Raw genomic sequence first — 16,797 nt, 5'->3', positions numbered from 1 at the left:
TCAAAATACATGGAAATTATAGAAAAATTAGAATCGAAAAAGACCGTCAACCATTATCGGAATTTAAGGAAAGATTTAAAAGAGCAAACAGAAAAAGGTTTATTATCCCAAGTTTTTTCAAAATCTCAACTTAAGAAAGAGGTAGCGGAACTGGGATTATTAATAGTGGGTAAAACCAACTATTTTGAAGATTTAAGCCTAGGCTCCGAACGTATGGAAAAAATCAAAAAATATGTCAAACCCAATATGTGGGAGGATAAAGACTATGATCAACTTTTGGTTTATTTCTTTGGACATCATGCAGATCTGGTAAAGCACGCCTTGACCAGAATACCCCAGAAAATGTATCAGACAGGCTACTACAGACGTTCTTTCCGTGCTCCCCACAATGAAAATTATATCCTTCTCAACCAGATTAATTTAATTGGAGGCCTGTTGCAGCTGCCAAGTAGCTATTCTTACATCAATGGGGGAGAACAGTTTTATGACCTGACGCTGGAAGAGCAGATCATCTATGACAGCGCCATATCAAACAGTTTAAACCAGTTCTATATCTGGTCCGCAGCCATTGACACAGGAAATACAGCCATTTATCAACTGATTGAAGACATTATTTTCAATAAACATCCTGAAGGAAAGGTATCGCGGAATATCATCAAAGCATTACTTAATAGCGAACAGAAACATTGTTGGGAACTCGTGGAAAAACTCCTTTTGGCAGCTCAGCGACAGGAAGGTTTAAGACAAACAGTATTGGAAGCTCTGGATGAAACCAGCATCGGTGCACTGGAATATATGACGAATGTGATTGTAGAACATAAACTCACCCGTTTTTCATCGGTTGTCCGTTCCATAGATACGTGGACAGGTCTGGGCTGGGATGCAGAAAAAGAATCGGTGGTGAAAAATATTGTTTCACTCGCTCATACCTATTTCAACAATCCTGAAATGATTCCGGATGCCATAAAAAGCAAGAACAGCAATGAAGTCTATATGGCGCTTTGGGTACAGTCTGTATGGGATGTGGAAAAAGCGGTTCCATATCTGCATCAATTGTATGACCATGGCAGTGTGGAAAAGAAATGCCTCGCTATAAAATTTGCCGGAGAAACCCAGGATCCGTATATTCAAATGCCGTTATATTACAAAGCAGTATTGGAAGGTGATCTGCAGGTTTTGGCTTTTGCGGGCGAACCTTTATCAACGTTATTAAATGCTAATGCAGCTTCAAAATTCTATATCAACAATACAGATTATCCTGATTTCTTTGAAAAACTGCACGAGCTTACTCAAAAAATTGATATAAAGGATAAGAAATTTGAAGGGAAGATATTCTCCTGGCTGAATGCAACGTTCAGTAAAAGCAATTTATACGCGTCGATGTTTTATTTGGTGGGTGAAGATAAAGAAAAGCTGGATTTGGTTCTTTCTTATTTTGATCAGTTTGACCTTTCATTGCGTGAACAGCTGTCAAGAGGCATTTTGGGAGATTTCTACTGTTATTCCTACTCTTACAATTTTGGAAAGAAAAAACAGGCAGTAACGCCGTTCCAGAAAGAATTTGCATTTAAAATCATAAAAGACAGAGGAGAATCTTTGGTCGCCTCAGGGATCAATGTGCTTCAGCAAAATCCTTTAAACAAAGAGGAACTGATGATTTTCTTTGATATGTTTAAAAGAAAAGGCGGCACACTTCGCAAGAAACTGATAGAATTGGTCGTAGAGCAGGAAGATGGAGTAGTGAGTCCATTAGTTGAAGAATTAATGGTAAAAGGAGATATCGAGCAGCGAACCGCTTCTCTGGATATTATGCTTCAGCTTCAAAAAGACAAGAGAGTCTCTGCTCAGATCGGAAACTGGACCCAACAGTTTTCAGAAAAGCCGAAAGTATCAGAAAGGGAACAAAGTCTTTTGGATCAGCTTAATCCTTCTGATGACCAAAAAGTAATTTCCCCGGAAAATGGATTTGGATTCTACGATCCTTCTGTAGTATCAAAATTTGAACTTCCTAAGGTGGAAGCCAATTCCGTATACGCAAAGGCTACGAAAAAAGATAAGTATGGTTTCACACAATCTCTAAATCATATTAAAGAAGAATTAAGAAAGCTCAACGACTTATTCCTGAAAAATAAAGACTATGAATACGAAGCAGACGACTGGAATGGGGCCAAAATAACCCTCTTGATGGGAAATTCCTTCCGGCACATCAGAAATAATACGGAAAATTTCACCTCTGAACAGATCGCTGAAAACTATCCTCTGCATGAAATATGGGCACAGTGGTATAAAGATTCGGGACTTCAGCCGCGCGATTTATTCCTGCTGACTTTCGCTGAAACCTGCGACCGTAAGAAGTTCAGAGATTTCCTTGACAATTATGTATTCTATCACAAGGGTATTATCCCTAATCCTCTGAAAAGCGACTATTACTGGGACAATCCCGTTAAAAGAATTCTGGAAATTTTACAATACAAGTTTGTATTTGAGGAGAAAACGGATTTTCTGATCGATGCCTGCAGTACGCTGTTTGCTCACCTTCCGGATGATGTGATCAATTATAAGACCAAGGAAAGAGAGTATTATTATGGAGGAGGGACCGGCTGGCAGCAGACGGGCTTTTTCAATGTATTTTTACAGGCAGTTCCATTTAAAGATCTTACCGATGAACAATATGTCAAACAGTGGAATCTTTACCGCTGGATGCAATATAATGGACTGGAAGAAAATAAAAAATATTCCGTTCCGAATTTCTACTTATTCTGCAAAGCGTACGAGCTGAATATTATTACAAAAGATGAGTTCTATGAGGGAATTTTTACAGCAGATTCGGTGATAAGGGATCTTACAAGAGCAAAGACCCATACGATTTACCATCATCAGGAAAGATATACAGATACATTTCCATTCCTGAAACCGATCATAGAAGAGATTCAGAATAAATTTCTGGATGTGGAACTTATTCGTGGTGATGCGAATACTGCCGTTTCGCAATTTGTTCAGGAGTTTCAGACCATCTACGGAACCAATCGTCTTGTGCAGCTGCTAAAAGGGCTTGGGAAATCGACCTTGTATGCCAACTATATTTACAGCTATGGCAACGAAAGCATGACCAAGCAGAAACTGTTTTCTTATCTGATCAAAAATTCTCATCCTTTGGAAAGTGATACCCAGGAATCATTCAATGAACTCATGAAGAAAGAGAAAATTTCAGAACTCCGTCTGATACAGGCAGCTGTTTATGCACCGCAGTGGCAGAAACTCATCAGTACGTATTTAGGCTGGAAAGGGTTGGATTCAGCAATCTGGTGGATGCATGCCCATACCAAAACAAGTACCTATCAGGCGCAGAATTCAGAACTGGAAAGTGAAGTCGCCAAATATTCATCCGTAGACGTACAGGAATTTCAGGATGGGGCAGTCGATAAGGAGTGGTTCATAAAAGCGTATAAAGAACTGGGCAAAGCCCGTTGGGAAATGCTGTATGAATCTGCTAAATATATTTCCGACGGAAACGGACATCGCCGGGCACGACTTTACTCCGATACGCTTACAGGTGATTTGAAAATAAAAGAGGTCACCGCAAAAGTAAAAGACAAGCGCGATCAGGATTATCTTCGCGTGTATGGACTTGTGCCGCTGAGTAAAGCAAATCCGGAGAAAGATGTGTTGAGCCGATACGAGTATATTCAACAATTTAAAAAGGAAAGTAAGGAATTTGGTTCCATGAAACAGGCGAGTGAAGCTCTGGCGATTCGGGTCGCCTTGGAAAATCTTGCCCGGAATGCAGGATATCCGGATCCGATAAGACTGACATGGGCTATGGAAACGAAGCAGATTCAGACTATTCTGTCAAAAGAAACACAGGTGACTATTGATGGCGTCACCGTAGGCTTAATTATAGAAACGGATGGAAAAGCTGAAATCGTAGTATTCAGAGACGATAAGCAGCTCAAATCTATTCCACCAAAAATAAAAAAGGACAAAGCCATTGCAGAATTAGGAAACTATCGTAAAATAATGCGTGAACAGTGGACGCGTTCCCGAAAAGGACTGGAAGAAGCGATGATCAGAGGGGATGAGTTTCTTTTTACAGAAATTAAAAACCTTTTCGAGCACCCTGTCATAGTAAAACACCTCGAAAAGCTGGTGTTTATTTCCAGCGATAACAAAATAGGATTCTATCATGAAGGAAATCTGGTTGATGCTCATGGGGAAATTCATGAAGTAACCCCAACCGGTACTTTACGTATTGCCCATTGTGTAGATTTGCATCAACATTCCGTTTGGAGTGATTATCAGCACTACAGTTTTACGGAAAAACTTATTCAGCCATTCAAACAGATATTCCGGGAATTGTATGTGCCGACCCCTGATGAGCTGAAGGAGAAATCTGTGTCACGCCGTTATGCGGGGCATCAGGTTCAGCCGAAGCAGACCCTGGCTTTGCTTAAAACAAGAGGCTGGAAAGTAGATTACGAGGAAGGTTTACAAAAAGTGTATCATAAAGAAGGATTTCAGGTAAAAATGTATGCTGCAGCCAACTGGTTTTCTCCTGCTGAGGTAGAACATCCAACGTTGGAAACCATAGAATTTCATTCATTAAAAGACTATAAGAACATTCCTTTTGAAGACATCAATCCAAGGCTGTTTTCAGAAGTAATGCGGGATATAGATCTGGTAGTATCGGTAGCTCACGTAGGGGGAGTAGATCCGGAAGCCAGTCATTCTTCGATAGAAATGAGAGTGGTACTGATGAAAGAAACTGCCCGTTTATTTAAACTGGATAATGTAATTATTGAAGGTTCACACGTATTGGTGAAAGGTAAAATGGCAGAATACAGTGTACATTTAGGCAGTGCGGTAGTCCATCAGGTTCCGGGGAAATATCTTTCGATTGTTCCGGTTCATTCCCAGCACAGAGGACGATTGTTTCTGCCTTTTGCAGATGATGACCCGAAATCGGCTGAAGTCCTGTCTAAAGTCCTATTATTGGCCAAAGACCATGAAATACAGGATCCCACCATTCTTTCGCAGATCAAAAGAGAGTTTGTATAACCTGTAATAAAAATCATACAGAAAAGAGTATACTGATCAGAAAGTATACTCTTTTTTTAGATCATCAATATCTGTTATCATCACATTATTAATATGTTCTCCTTTGTGAGAAGCAGGCATAAAAAAAAGCATCTTTTTCAGATGCTTGTGTTTTTAGATATTCTTTTTTTATACTTCGTCGTCAGAATCAATAGTGAATGATTTGCTTTTGAAGTCCTTGTCGTGTTTTTCTGATATTACATCCTCCCCCTTCTCATTAATGATGAAATCTGTGGATTCATTGAACATCTCCTGAAAACTTTTAAAATCCTCTTTGTAAAGATAAATTTTGTGCTTCTCGAATGTAGCTTCCCCATTCTCCCCGAAATTCTTTTTACTTTCGGTAATCGTAAGATAATAATCTCCTGCTTTCGTCTCGCGCACATCAAAGAAATAAGTTCTTCTCCCCGCTTTTAACACCTTTGTGAAAATTTCATTTTCATGGCGTTCCTTGTATTCACTCATTGTTAGATATTTTTTAATCTTGTTAAGAACAAATATAAAAGAATTCTTTTAATCACAAAATTTTTTTTATGATTTATTTAACAATTGAGAACGAAACCGCTAAGCAGTTACAGAATTGGCAATTTCGGTGAGGTTGATGATTTTATCAGCTCTCTGAGCGCTAGACTCTCTGTGTGTGATAATTATGGATGTGGCATTGTGGATTTTCCGGTCTATATTTTCAAGAATATTCTGCTCGGTTTCCGTATCCAAAGCAGACAGAGAATCGTCAAAAATAATGATATGGGGGTCCTTTATTAAAGCCCTTGCAATACATATTCTTTGCTTCTGACCTCCCGAAAGCATCACTCCGCGTTCACCGACAAGTGTTTTATACTGTTCTTTAAATTCAACAATATTTTTATCCACATCTGCCATCTTTGCGTATTCCACTACTTTTTCGTGAGAAGGATGATCGATGGCAAAACCGATATTGTTTTCAATAGAGTCGGAGAACAGGTAACTTTCCTGAGGAATGTAGCCAATAAAATTCCGGTAATTCGTCAGATTATGTTCTTTTAGATTCTTGCCATCAATGAAAATCTCTCCCTCAGTAGGATCAATAAGTCTGCACAGCAAAAGAGCGATCGTGGATTTTCCACTTCCTGTTTTACCCATAATGGCAAGGGATTCTCCGGCTTTGATTTTAAAGCTTAGGTTTTCCAGTGCTTTAATGCCTGTATTCGGATAAACATAAGAGACATTCCTGAATTCAATATCCCCTTTAATAGGATAGTTCTCAAAATTGGTATTGATGACTTCCGACTTTTTATCCATAAATTCATTAATCCTCTGCATCGAAGCTTCAGCTCTTTGGTTGACAGAAGTTACCCAACCTACCATAGAGAAGGGCCAGATCAGGATGTTGATATACATAAAGAAATCAGCAATTTTACCGACACTCAATTCTCCTGCAATATATTTCTGTCCGCCCACCAGAATCACGGCAACATTAAGCAGTCCGATGACGAATAGAATAATGGTAAAGAAGTAGGCTTCGGTTTTCGCTAAGTCTAAAGCTTTGTTCTGATAATCAGTAACCTTGATGCCATAGTTCTTCTTGATGTAATTTTCTTTAGCAAAAAATTTAACCACTCTGATCCCTGAAAAGCTGTCCTGCACAAAAGTGGAGATCGCAGACTGGCTTTTCTGCATGATCTTCGATTTCTGATTGATAATGGAACTTACCTTAAATATGATATAGGATAAAATAGGAAGCGGCAACAAGGTCCATAAAGTCATAGACGCATCCGTTTTTATCATATAGATACTTGTAATCACAAGAAGGATGACCAGGTTCACCACATACATGACACCGGGTCCCAGATACATTCTTACGGCCACAACATCTTCACTCAACCTGTTCATCAGGTCACCAATAGTCGTCTGCTTGTAATCTGTAAGGGATAATTCCTGATAATGTCTGTAAATTTTATTCTTCAGTTCATATTCAATTCTTCTTGATGCCACAATGATGGTCTGACGCATCATAAAGGTGAAAAATCCGGTTAAAAGTGAGCAGCCAACAATAATAGCAACGTACACCAGAACTTGTTGGTTGAAACCCAGATGCCCGCCTTTTGTAAGTTCATCTACAGACTTTCCTACAAACTGGACCTTATATATATTAAAGAAATTACTGGCAATGATGAATAGTAACCCCCAAAACAATAATATTTTGTGCTTCCAAAAGTAAGGGTTTAAGGTTTTTAGCGCTTTCATAAAGTTTTACAAATTTACGAAAATGTAAGGACACTACGAATTTCATCAATTTTAATTTTTGTATCTTTGCACCCATAAAAAGCTCTTTGAATGTTAGGAAGACGACAAATCCGTGAAAAAGTAGTACAAACAGTGTATTCATACTACCAGAATCCTTTAAAATTTGATATTTTAGAGAAAAATATGTTCTCTGGAATAGAGAAAATCTATGATCTCTACATCTATCAGATCAATTTTTTGGTCGCTCTGAAAGAATTAGCAGAAACCCAGATCGAGATTGGTAAGAACAAATACCTTAAAACTGATGCTGAAATTAACCCTAACCAAAAATTCATCAATAACCAGGTCCTGATCAAGCTGGAAGAAAATCCTGAGAGATTATTTTTCACAGGTCAGCACAAGCAGTTGAAATGGGATATGCATGATGATGTATTGGTGAAAACTTTCCAAAGAATTACCGCAGGGAAGCGTTATCAGGATTTCATGAAAGAAGAAGGATATTCTTTTGAAGCAGATCAGAAATTTATCGGGAAGCTTTTCTTAAGATATATTGCTGAGAATGAAGATTTCCAGGAGTATCTTAGTGATAAAGAACTTTCATGGTATGATGATATTCACATCGCCAACTCAATGGTACAGAAAACAATAGGTTTCCTGAAAGAAGATGAAGAAAGCAGAACTTTAATTAAGATGATTAAAGATGAAGAAGATAAAGTTTTTGCAGGAAAACTTCTGAGAGATACCCTGAATAACTGGGAAGCTAATGAGAAAAAGCTTAGTGAAAGACTGGAAAACTGGGATCTGGAAAGAGTTTCTTTAATGGATAAAGTAATTTTGTCTACTGCTATTTCAGAACTGGATAATTTTGCTCTGACGCCTTCAAGAGTTATTATCAATGAATATATTGAAATTGCAAAAGTATTTGCAACAGACCGTTCCAATATCTTCATTAACGGAATTTTGGATAAATATTGTAAAGATCAAAATAGAATTTAACATGAAAAAGACATTATCAATTATCGCTTTGTCTATCATAGGCTTTGGTTTGGTTTCTTGCAAAAAAGAAAACAAAGAAGGGCAAGGTACTGAAACTGCAACCGCAGATTCTACAGCAATACAACAAACAGCTCCAACCGATTCAGCAGCAGCTCCGGCAGTGGCTAATGCAGCAGTGGCTCCGGTTTCTAACCAGCCCCTAACATCAGTTGCGCTTTCTGAAAATAACTTCGATTTTGGAAAAATCAAAAAAGGAGATAAAGTACAGCACATTTACGAGATTACCAATACAGGAAAAAATCCTCTCGTGATCTCTGAAGTAAAACCTGGATGCGGATGTACGGCTCCTGATTTTACAAAAGAACCTATCCTTCCGGGTAAAAAAGGAAATATCACTTTGCATTTTGACTCTTCAAGCTTCGACGGAAACGTTCAGAAGTATGCAGATGTATTTGCTAACGTAGATAAGGCTCCTATCAAATTAACGTTCACAGCGAACATCCAACCATAATATAAATATATGTTGACAATCTTTTTACAGGCACAGCAGGGATCTTCATCAATGATGCTGATCATGATGGGGGTAATGTTTGTGGGGTTTTATTTTCTGATGATAAGACCACAGATGAGAAAACAAAAGCAAGAGAAAAACTTTCAGGAAACTTTAAAAGTAGGAACCAGAGTAGTCCTTACTTCAGGTCTTCACGGAAGAATTGCTCAGGTTCAGGATGATGGTTTCGTGATCGAAACTTTATCAGGAAAACTGAAATTTGAAAAAGCAGCCGTTTCAAGAGAATTTACTGAAACGCGTTTTGGAGAAAAAGCAAAAGCAGCTGCTGAAAAAACAGCAGAGAAAAAAGAAATCGATACTGAAAAAAAATAATTTTTTAGTTTGAAAATATCGGCTCGGCGCGGTGAACTTTGTTCACCGCGCCGAGTTTTTTTATAGTTTAAGTAATACATCAGACATCAGACACAAGACTTTTCTTAGGGTAAGACTGAGATCGAGATGAAGCAAGGTCAATAGTGAATTTTGCTACGCAAGGAATAGTGAAACACTCCACCTCAAATAACTCATCATTTAAAACTCATAACTTTTAACAAATTAGTGTTATTCGTGAACCTATTCGTAAAATTTGTGTTTAAAAAAGATCCCCATCATAAAATCAAATCAAATATCTTTGCACCATGAATCAAAATACAGGCAAAACCGTTCTCATTCTGGGAGCCAATTCAGACGTAGCTAAGCAGTGTATTATACAATACATTCAAAAAGGATTTTCTGTAATTGCTGCTTCAAGAGATACTGCTTCACTTGAAAAATTGGTTGCTGACCACAAACTGGATTCTTCAAAAGTAACAATCCTGTATTTTGATGCGGTAGATTTTGATTCCCATCAGACATTTTATGATCAGCTTGCTGTAAAACCTCATATTGCAGTCTATGCAGCAGGGTTTCTCGTTGATAATGAAAAAGCATTGAGAGATTTTAAAGAGGCACAACAGATGATGAAGGTCAATTATATGGGAGCCGTTTCCATCCTGAATATTATCGCAATGGATCAGAGCAATACCCATCTGGAACGAATGATCGGGCTGTCTTCACTTTCGGGAGTGAGAGGAAGGAAAAGTAATTTTGTGTATGGAAGCACCAAAGCAGCGTTTACTCAATATCTGGCTGGTTTACGACAGGAATTGGCTTCAAGGAAAATAAAAGTCAATGTTCTGGTGATTGGATATATCAGAACAAAAATTAATGAAGGACTACAGCTTAATGAATCTTTGATCATGGAACCGGATTATGTAGCAAAATATATTGTCAATGCAAGAAATTCTTTCACTATCGTCCCGAATTTTAAATGGAAAATTATTTATACGATTTTGAAAATATTGCCTGAAAGTTTGGTAGCGAAATTACCTTAATTGTTTTTTATGAAACATAAATTTTTAGAAATCAAAGATTATATAGATGGTATTAGTTTAGATCATGCTCAGGAACATTTTGAAGATAATCACTTTCCGTTCATTCAAAATAGAGTAAGTGGTCTTACAACACAAGAGGAAGAGGATTTTATAGAATTCGTCTTTAATTGGTCTGATTTTCAAATGTATATTATTTCTTATCTTTTAGATCATACAAATTTTAAATTAAAAGGAAAATATCATTCTGGATATGTTTTCTGTGAATGTTTTTCTAAGATTAACAATGTTGATTATCTAAAGCTTCTTGCTCAGAGTTTAGAACTCGAACTAACGTTCTGTAAAAATAAAATTGGATTGTCAATTAATGAAATAACCAACAATCTTTATTGGGTCATCAATACAATTAAAGATAAAAGTTGGATTGATAGTTACCTAAAAATAATTGAAAATTTGAATACTAATTCTTAGCTGGGTGAAATGCCGTTGCAAACATAAAGTAGCAATTAAATCCAAAAATTCTTGTAAAATTTGTGTTTAAAACTAGCCATTTCCCTGTAACAATTCCAACGCCTTCATCATATCAATTCCCTTACCCAAAACCGGTTTAAACAAATCTCCTTTTTCCTTGATTCTTTCTAAAGAATTGTGAATCGTAAAATCAGTAGGTTTCAAACCAGGTTTTACTTCATCCCATTCCAGGGGCATAGAAACGGAAGCTCCCTCTTTTGGACGTATACTGTAAACACTCGCCAAGGTCTGACCAGTCCTGTTTTGCAGATAATCCATATAAATTTTCTTATCATCCCTTTTCTGTAAGCTTCGTTCCAGAGTCGTTAGTTTTGGAAGCTTTTCATTGACCTGTTTCATGAGAATATGGGCGAAATCTTTGACCTGGTCAAAATCGTATTTCCCTCCCATCGGAATATAAATATGAATTCCTGTACTGCCGGAAGTTTTGCAGTAGCCTTTAACTTTAACTGAATGTAAAACTTCATTCACCTGAAGTGCTGTTTCAATCACATCATTGAATATATTTTTCTTGGATGGATCAAGATCCAGTACCAGATAATCCGGATGTTCCAGATCAGGAAGTGAACTGTTCCAGGGATTCAGATCAATGCAGCCTAAATTATTCAGATACGCTAAAGTTGCTTTGTCATTACAATAAACATAGTCAATATATTTATCATTGGATTCCGAATAAACCTTTGTCGTTTTGATCCAGTCCGGCATGTGGTCCCCAGCATCCTTCTGATAAAAACCCTGTTCTTCAATGCCACCCGGAAAGCGGTTGAGAGAGAGTGGACGGTTTTTCAGATAAGGAAGAATATAAGACGCAACCGACTGATAATATTCTATCACATCTCCTTTTGTAATGCCGTCTTTGGGAAAATAGATCTTATCCTGATTGGTGAGGGTGACTTTATGTTTGTCCAGTGTAATTATCTTTTCTTTTTCAGAATTCACTGACTTTTTTAATGGGGCTTTAGCTTTCATTTCTCTAGACTTTTCGTTCTTTGGATTCAATTGAATTTCTTCAGGTTCTTTATCTTCACGCATAGCCACAAAGACAGGGTGGCGGTAAATACCGTCTTTAGTAATTTCAGAATATTTAATCTCGCATACCAACTCAGGTTTCGTCCATGTTACGGGCATATTCGTTGTAGGAACCGTTTCAAATGGAGATGTTTTTATAACAATCTTTTGAAGCCTGTCATAAATTTGTTTTAAAGATTCATTGGTAAACCCCGTTCCCGTATGACCACAGTAAATAAGCTTTCCATCTATATATTTCCCTAAAATCAGAGCTCCGAAACTTTCACGTGAACCACGGGGTTCTGTCAATCCGCAGATAATGGCTTCATCCGTATTTGTGAATTTTATTTTTAGCCAATCACTGCTCCTTTGATTTTCAATATACAAACTGTCAGCTTTTTTGGCAATCATTCCCTCCAGTTTCATGGTATTCATCTGATTAAAAAAAGCGATTCCCTTTTCCGGAATATGATCACAGTATTTGATAACATCCGTTTCCGTTAAAGCCTCTTTTAAAAGTTCCTTCCGTTGCAGAAGAGGAAGTTCTTCTGTTGAATGTCCATTCAGCCAGAGAAGATCAAAAACCTGATAAGTTAATGCCATGTCCGGATGGTCCCCGATCTGTTGTAAAAGCTGAAAATTAGGTTTTCCATGCGCATCATAAGCCACAATTTCTCCATCCAGGATCATTTTATGCTTCTGGTGGCTAAAATCTTTAGAGACTTTTTCAAATTTTGATAAAAATGAAATTCCGTTTCTTGAGTAGAATAGGGGATTGGTATGGCTTAGGTCTGCAACAGCCCTGTAGCCGTCCCATTTAATTTCGAAGAGCCAGTTTTCATCATCGAATGCTTTCTCAAAAGATTTGGCCAGCATCGGTTTGATGAACGAGGTCAGCTTTTTTTCGGTGGATAAAGAATTGAAATTTTTAAAGCTTTTCTCTGAGGTTATGACTTCCTTTTTTCCTTTATTTTTAGGCTTTTTTTTTCCTCTAAAAATTGAGTTACCAGAGATTTTGGCGAGGTGTTTTCCTCTGCATCATATTTTTCTTCTGCGAAATCATCTTTATGTTTAATTAAAAGCCATGCATTATTTTCAGCATTTTTCATTTTAACCAGCGCAAATTCACCTTTCAGTTTTTTACCATGTAAAATGAATTTTATGGAACCTGCTTTTAATTCTTTTAATAATTCTTTCTCGTCAGAAAGCCGGCTTGTATCATCTAAAGGTTCATACGTTCCGATGTCCCACACTTCTACCTGTCCGGCTCCATAGTTTCCTTCCGGGATATTCCCTTCAAAATCTTTATAGTCATAGGGATGGTCTTCCACCATCATGGCAAGGCGTTTGTCTTTTGAATCCAGTGAAGGGCCTTTGGGAATCGCCCAGCTTTTCAGTACCCCTTCCATTTCCAGACGGAAATCATAGTGAAGCCGGGAAGCTGCATGCCTCTGAACCACAAAAACGAGTTGGTCTTTGCTTTTTTTGGTCTTGCCTTTAGGTTCGGTGGTCTCGTCGAACTTTCGTTTATTCTGGTAATCTTTTAGGGCCATTACGATGCAGATTTGGATTTAGAAGTTTGCAGGCTGGCTTTCAGCTGAGCCATAAGATCAATTACTTTTCCCTCTTTAACAGGTTCGGCTTTTTTGGCTTTTATATTTTTGCCTTTCGCTTTCTTTTTGATGATTTTCATCAATTCATCAGAATAATTATCTTTATACATCACAGGATCAAATTCCTGAGAAAGTTGTTTGATAAGACTTACTGCCATTTTAAGCTCTGCGGGTTTAGGTGTTTTTTGAGCAGGAATTTTAAGATCCTTATAATCTCTTATTTCCTGATTAAACCTAAGCCGGTTCAGAACCAGTATTTCTTCATTGTAAGGCCGGATCATACCAATAGCCTCGCTGTCCCGGAGGACAAAAGTTCCGATACCAGCCATTTCTGTTTCCTGCAAAGCTTTTAACAGAAGCCGATAGGCATTTTCGCCATTTTTCTGGGGCTCCAGAAAGTAGGGGTTTTCGAAATAGACACTGTCTACTTCTGATTCCTTCACAAACTGATCAATGGAAAGTATTTTTGTTTTTTCAGGGCTTGCCGCTTCATAATCTTCCTCATCAAGAACGATGTATTGATCATCCATGAGATACCCTTTTACAATATTCTCCCATTTTACTTCTTTTCCGGTACTCTCATTCACTCTTTTGAATTTGATATTGGAAAAATCAGATTTGTCGAGCATATCGAGGTCCAGTTTCGTGGTTTCTGTGGCTGAATAGATTTTAACCGGGATATTGACTAAACCGAAGCCAATGGCGCCGTTCCAGATTGCTTTCATTGTCTTACGTTTTTAAAAATCAATCAATTAACATGCCGTGAAAAGATTCTGGGGTACATTTTATTGTCTTGTTGTCAAATGACAATGGGATGTCCATACTATTTTTATACATTTATATTTTCCCGATATGAGGGCGTCAATACATATGGAAGAACTTTTTAAGTACATAAGAAAATTCGGAATACTGAATAAAGAAGAGGAGTTGCTGATCGCTCAGGGTTTGCAGGAAATCACTATTCTTAAAGGAGAAGCTTTTATAGAAGCCGGAAAGGTGAGCCGAAAAATTGCTTTTGTAAAAGAAGGTGTTTTCAGATCCTTGTACTATAATAAACAGGGAGATGATTTTACACGTTACTTTATATATGAGGGAAGGTTTATAGGTGATTTCTATGGATTTGCCGACCAGATCCCTGCGCTTGAATATATTGAAGCAGTAACCGATGGTGTTCTGCTGGCCATTGATCTCGATTATTTCAAAAAGTTGGAAAAGGAAATTGCTGTTTGGCCGGTATTATTCGCCAGGCTTCATGCTTTTGTAGCAGAGAATAAACTTAAGGTGGCCAGTACCATGCTGAATCTGGATGCTAAATCAAGGTATATTCATTTTTTAGATCATTATCCCGGGCTTGCCAACAGAGTGCCGCAATCCATGCTCGCTTCTTATCTTGGTATTACGCCTTCTTCATTGAGCCGCATCAGAAGAAATATTGTGTAAATACTTTTTTGTCAAATGACAATGGCTTCGCGTTCTGTCTGTTATAGCTTTGCACTATAAAAAATGTAGAGTATGAATATGGATATTGTATTAGGATTGCAGTGGGGGGATGAAGGTAAGGGTAAGTTTATTGATCTCATCAGTGAAGACTATGACATTACCGCCCGGTTTAATGGTGGCGCGAATGCCGGACACAGTATAGAACGTCACGGAAAAAGAATCACACTGAAATCTCTTCCTTCCGGGATTTTCATGAAAGGAGTTCAGAATATTATCGGAACGGGAGCCGTTCTGGACCCTGTAAGTCTGAGAAGAGAAATTTTAAATCTTAAGGAATTTGACGGAACTATTGAGCCGGAAAATAATCTGATTATATCTAAAAAAGCACACCTTGTCCTTCCGACCCATAAGCTTCTGGATATCTTCATGGAGGATAATCCTGATTATACCACCATCGGCACGACAAGAAACGGAATTGCCCAGGCGTATTCCAATAAGATCCTGAGACAGAATCTAAGGGTTGGTGATATAGATGCCCCGGATTTTAAGAGCAGGGTAGACCATATTTTAAAGAGAGATTACAGCGTGCTGGCAGGCGGTGATACGGTACTTCCCCCATTGGAAGAAATCAGCAGGGAGTTTTTTGAAGCTATAGAATTTTTGAAGAAGTTCACTCGTGCAGAAACGGAACTGTTTTTAAATACTGCTTTATTAAGAGGGAAGAAGATTCTTGCTGAAGGATCTCAGGCTGCAATGCTGGATATAGATCATGGCACTTATCCCTATGTAACATCTTCTTCCACCACCGCTTCAGGAGCTTGCAGCGGATTGGGTATTTCGCCTAAAAAAGTCGGTGAAATATTCGGGATTGCAAAAGCATACTGTACAAGGGTAGGCAATGGAATGTTTCCGACGGAGATTTTTGATGAGCTTGGTGAAGAGATCAGAAATAAGGGCAATGAGTTTGGCTCGAATACGGGACGTCCCAGAAGAATAGGCTGGCTGGATCTTCCGGCTTTACGATATGCGATCATGATCAACGGGGTGACTCAGGTGATCCTGACCAAAGCTGATGTTTTAAGCGGAATGAAATCTGTAGCCGTGTGTACCCATTATGAACTTGAAGACGGAAGCAAGGCCACCATTTCTGGAACGTTGCCTCAAGATGCACGCCCGGTTCTGAAATCGATGACAGGTTGGGAAGGAAATATTACATCGGTGGAAAAAGCTTCTGATTTGCCTTCTGAATTAAAGGAATTTCTTTCTTTTCTGAACGATGAGCTTGGAGTTCCGATTACCTATCTTTCTACGGGTCCGGGAAGAAATGAGATATTGAAAATTGAATAAAGTTCTTTTGAAAAAAAGCGGGATTTAGTTCCCGCTTCCATTTTGTTTTTCCCAGCCTTCTAAGAATTCCAAATCAATATAATAATTGCTTGGGATATATTTGTCAAAATATACGGTCGCTGAAGTTAGCTGTTTCTGAAAAATTTCATTCAAAGTTATTGTGTCAATATTTGTCAATGCTGTTATTGTTGTCGGGAAATCTCCATCAGTACATTCCACTGTAATTTTGGTTTTTACAAATTCAATATCCCCTTTATTATAGAAAATATTAACATAGTCATTCTGTATTTTTCCAATCCCAAAAACGAAACTTTCTATCACTGCTTTCTTTAAGTCTACCTGACCGGAAATTCTGTATTTTTTTATATCATCAATCACGAGCTTTCTGTTGAAGTTCTTTAGAGGAAACCCTTCTTCATTATTAGCTTTGGAAAAAATGTAAAAGTAGATGGGTATTAATATACAAAGACCTCCTACGAAGTAGTCAGCCTCAAAAGGGAGTATCCTTTTTGTACCCTTTACTTTTCCACCTATTCCATAAAATAACATAAATAGCCCTATTAAGCCTATCACACTAATTAGAATTTCCCAAATTTTGGGCTTTTGTTTTTCTTTCATTAAT

14 protein-coding genes are annotated in these 16,797 nt (G+C 37.9%); 8 read left to right on the top strand and 6 right to left on the bottom strand.

Annotation, left to right across the window (positions count from 1 at the left end; genetic code table 11):
- Positions 1-9: 9 nt before the first annotated feature.
- A complete protein-coding gene (locus BW964_RS16680; RefSeq protein WP_076508829.1) occupies positions 10-5,055 on the top strand; it encodes a DUF4132 domain-containing protein in 5,046 nt (1,681 codons plus the stop codon).
- A 168-nt stretch (positions 5,056-5,223) separates the two neighbouring features.
- Here the strand turns inward: BW964_RS16680 and BW964_RS16675 are convergent, their stop codons facing one another.
- Positions 5,224-5,559 (bottom strand): DUF3276 family protein, encoded by a 336-nt coding sequence (locus tag BW964_RS16675; protein WP_034701927.1) that lies wholly within the window; start codon positions 5,557-5,559, stop codon positions 5,224-5,226.
- Between the two features lie 99 nt (positions 5,560-5,658).
- Positions 5,659-7,320, bottom strand: coding sequence for an ABC transporter ATP-binding protein (locus BW964_RS16670; protein WP_076508827.1), 1,662 nt, complete (start codon positions 7,318-7,320; stop codon positions 5,659-5,661).
- 90 nt (positions 7,321-7,410) lie between these two features.
- On the opposite strand from BW964_RS16670, the gene BW964_RS16665 reads away from it, so the two are divergent.
- The 5 genes from BW964_RS16665 (at position 7,411) to BW964_RS16645 (ending at position 10,707) form a co-directional block, all read left to right on the top strand.
- Positions 7,411-8,316, top strand: coding sequence for a transcription antitermination protein NusB (locus BW964_RS16665; protein ID WP_076508826.1), 906 nt, complete (start codon positions 7,411-7,413; stop codon positions 8,314-8,316).
- Between the two features lies 1 nt (position 8,317).
- Entirely contained in the window at positions 8,318-8,827 is a 510-nt protein-coding gene (locus BW964_RS16660) for a DUF1573 domain-containing protein (protein ID WP_076508824.1), read from the top strand.
- A gap of 9 nt (positions 8,828-8,836) precedes the next feature.
- A complete protein-coding gene (yajC, locus tag BW964_RS16655) occupies positions 8,837-9,199 on the top strand; it encodes a preprotein translocase subunit YajC (RefSeq protein ID WP_073329495.1) in 363 nt (120 codons plus the stop codon).
- 305 nt (positions 9,200-9,504) lie between these two features.
- Entirely contained in the window at positions 9,505-10,239 is a 735-nt protein-coding gene (locus BW964_RS16650; protein ID WP_076508823.1) for an SDR family NAD(P)-dependent oxidoreductase, read from the top strand.
- 9 nt (positions 10,240-10,248) lie between these two features.
- Positions 10,249-10,707 carry a hypothetical protein gene (locus BW964_RS16645; RefSeq protein ID WP_076508821.1) on the top strand — a complete coding sequence of 153 codons (459 nt, stop codon included), beginning with the start codon at positions 10,249-10,251 and terminating at the stop codon, positions 10,705-10,707.
- 72 nt (positions 10,708-10,779) lie between these two features.
- Here BW964_RS16645 and ligD read toward each other — a convergent pair whose 3' ends face one another.
- The 3 genes from ligD to ku form a co-directional block, all read right to left on the bottom strand.
- Positions 10,780-12,651: a DNA ligase D gene (ligD, locus tag BW964_RS16640; protein ID WP_076508819.1), complete on the bottom strand. Its 1,872-nt coding sequence runs from the start codon at positions 12,649-12,651 to the stop codon at positions 10,780-10,782.
- A gap of 71 nt (positions 12,652-12,722) precedes the next feature.
- Positions 12,723-13,328 carry a DNA polymerase ligase N-terminal domain-containing protein gene (locus BW964_RS16635; RefSeq protein WP_076508817.1) on the bottom strand — a complete coding sequence of 202 codons (606 nt, stop codon included), beginning with the start codon at positions 13,326-13,328 and terminating at the stop codon, positions 12,723-12,725.
- Positions 13,328-14,113, bottom strand: a complete 786-nt coding sequence (gene ku, locus BW964_RS16630) for a non-homologous end joining protein Ku (RefSeq protein ID WP_076508815.1) — start codon at positions 14,111-14,113, stop codon at positions 13,328-13,330. The genes BW964_RS16635 and ku overlap by 1 nt, the downstream gene beginning before the upstream one ends.
- Before the next feature lie 145 nt (positions 14,114-14,258).
- On the opposite strand from ku, the gene BW964_RS16625 reads away from it, so the two are divergent.
- Positions 14,259-14,828, top strand: coding sequence for a Crp/Fnr family transcriptional regulator (locus BW964_RS16625; protein WP_076508813.1), 570 nt, complete (start codon positions 14,259-14,261; stop codon positions 14,826-14,828).
- A 72-nt stretch (positions 14,829-14,900) separates the two neighbouring features.
- Positions 14,901-16,175 carry an adenylosuccinate synthase gene (locus BW964_RS16620; protein ID WP_076508812.1) on the top strand — a complete coding sequence of 425 codons (1,275 nt, stop codon included), beginning with the start codon at positions 14,901-14,903 and terminating at the stop codon, positions 16,173-16,175.
- Positions 16,176-16,199: 24 nt separating this feature from the next.
- Here BW964_RS16620 and BW964_RS16615 read toward each other — a convergent pair whose 3' ends face one another.
- Positions 16,200-16,793, bottom strand: coding sequence for a hypothetical protein (locus BW964_RS16615; RefSeq protein WP_104669467.1), 594 nt, complete (start codon positions 16,791-16,793; stop codon positions 16,200-16,202).
- Positions 16,794-16,797 lie beyond the last annotated feature (4 nt).

The sequence above is a fragment of the Chryseobacterium shigense genome (assembly GCF_900156575.1).
Taxonomy (GTDB): Bacteria; Bacteroidota; Bacteroidia; order Flavobacteriales; family Weeksellaceae; genus Chryseobacterium; species Chryseobacterium shigense.
The sequence above is the reverse complement of the archived record's forward strand: the minus strand, read 5'-3'. Positions and strand labels throughout refer to the sequence as shown.